Source organism: Alkalibacterium indicireducens, assembly GCF_039522005.1.
Classification (GTDB): domain Bacteria; phylum Bacillota; class Bacilli; order Lactobacillales; family Carnobacteriaceae_A; genus Alkalibacterium; species Alkalibacterium indicireducens.
In genome coordinates this window covers 1-1,512 of sequence record NZ_BAAADA010000009.1, presented here as the reverse complement: position 1 = coordinate 1,512, position 1,512 = coordinate 1, and the positions used below count along the sequence as shown (strand labels likewise).

The 1,512-nt window shown below is 39.9% G+C and carries 3 protein-coding genes; all 3 read left to right on the top strand.

What is annotated here, in order from left to right:
- The coding region (locus ABFX15_RS00595; RefSeq protein WP_346023626.1) for a transposase at nt 1-242 on the top strand (242 nt) is incomplete at its 5' end.
- A 274-nt stretch (nt 243-516) separates the two neighbouring features.
- A complete protein-coding gene (locus ABFX15_RS00590) occupies nt 517-1,002 on the top strand; it encodes a hypothetical protein (RefSeq protein ID WP_091480459.1) in 486 nt (161 codons plus the stop codon).
- A gap of 292 nt (nt 1,003-1,294) precedes the next feature.
- On the top strand, nt 1,295-1,510 hold the full coding sequence (locus ABFX15_RS00585) for a hypothetical protein (protein ID WP_346023625.1): 216 nt from the start codon (nt 1,295-1,297) through the stop codon (nt 1,508-1,510).
- Nucleotides 1,511-1,512: the final 2 nt, after the last annotated feature.

Here is a 1,512-nt window from a genome sequence, read left to right as displayed (position 1 = left end):
TTCGAATTTTCCCAAAAGTGGCTCGGACGAGTTATAAATTTAAACGGTTGTATAAAAAACGTACAGCAGTTGAACGCGTAAATAGTCGTTTAGATCGAGATTTTCTTTTTGAAGACCATACAATTCGAGGATTGGATAAAATGAATCTATATGTTTCGATTTCTTTCATCGTTAGTTTGGCTTTTGCGTCAGCTAAAGTAAAAGAGAATATCGTCGAACATTTAGCGAGTTGGGTTGCTTAATTAAATTTTTTGATGATTTAAAGACCAAGGGGTCTTTATGCCCAAAAATAGTATTATTAAAAAAGTTATTCCAAATTACGTTTAAAAAATGAGCAATAACTTAAAAAATCTTGATTATTTTTCGCTGTATGAGTAAGTTATTTCAAAATCAGTGGAAAAAGCGAGTTTCGAAAATCATTTATCCTCTCTCTGCCCTATAATTAGTAAGCGTTTTATGGTATACTAGTTTTTGTGTGAAACATAAATACGATAAATTTAGACGGAGGCTTTTAACATGAGCGTAATTACTGATAACTTTAAACACCTGGCACAGGAGAAAAAGATTCAATTTAAAACAAAGGACATCGAAGCACCTATTCGTAAAAAAGATGGCGAAGAAGTCAAGCAGCAGCAAATCGTTTTCCAGACTGCTTTGCGTGTGAACCAGAATAAAGCGGTGGCTTGTGGCGTAATCATCCATGATGCTGATGTACCTCGTGCAAACTACCAGATCACTTACAATAAAATCGGATACGTGACAGACCGTAACCGCCTGCCTGAAATTGTGACTGAACTGAACGAAATCAATGCGATGCGTTCTGGTTACTACCGTTTCGTTATCTCAGGAGATGGTGAGATCATCATGCGTCATCTGGGCATCACAGGTGAAGATGTAAAACCGATGATGGACGTCTTCGTATTTGGTGGACGCATCCTGAACGCTTTACTTCCAGAACTGGAAAAAATCGAAGGACTAGATTTAACTCAACGTAAAAACTAAGAAAAGCTTCACGTACCGGTCAGCCTCGACAAGAAAAAAGGAAATGTACCCCGAATTGCTGTGACTCTAGCATTTCAATGCGTAGAGACAGAGTATGCGGAAGAAGAGCATCCTGCGCAATGGGTACATTTATCTTTTTCTCGAGAGGCTGGTACGTCCTTACAAGTTGTAGTGCTTCAGCACGTACAACTATTGTTGTGATCGACCGACCAACGGGAGTAGTTAAGCTAGACAGTACAAAATGCATTACAAAACGTATACTTTAGTAAAAACTAAGAAACGAGGGACTATAGTGGATAAGTATTTATTCGAAGCAACCGTCCATAACACAGACGGCGTCGAAGGCACTGCTTTTGTCGAAGGTGAAGGCGGCTTATCCGTGACTACTTCTCATCCATTAGATGACTCTTCCGGTACGAATCCGGAAGAGTTATTTGGTCGTGCGCCCGGCATGGGCGACAACTTGGTGGTGAAAGTCCACTACAGACTTGGCAGTAGGAACTGTTAGCG

Coding starts and splice junctions, on each gene's coding strand:
- ABFX15_RS00590 (WP_091480459.1), top strand. CDS start 517: ATGAGCGTAATTACTGATAACTTTAAACACCTGGCACAGGAGAAAAAG.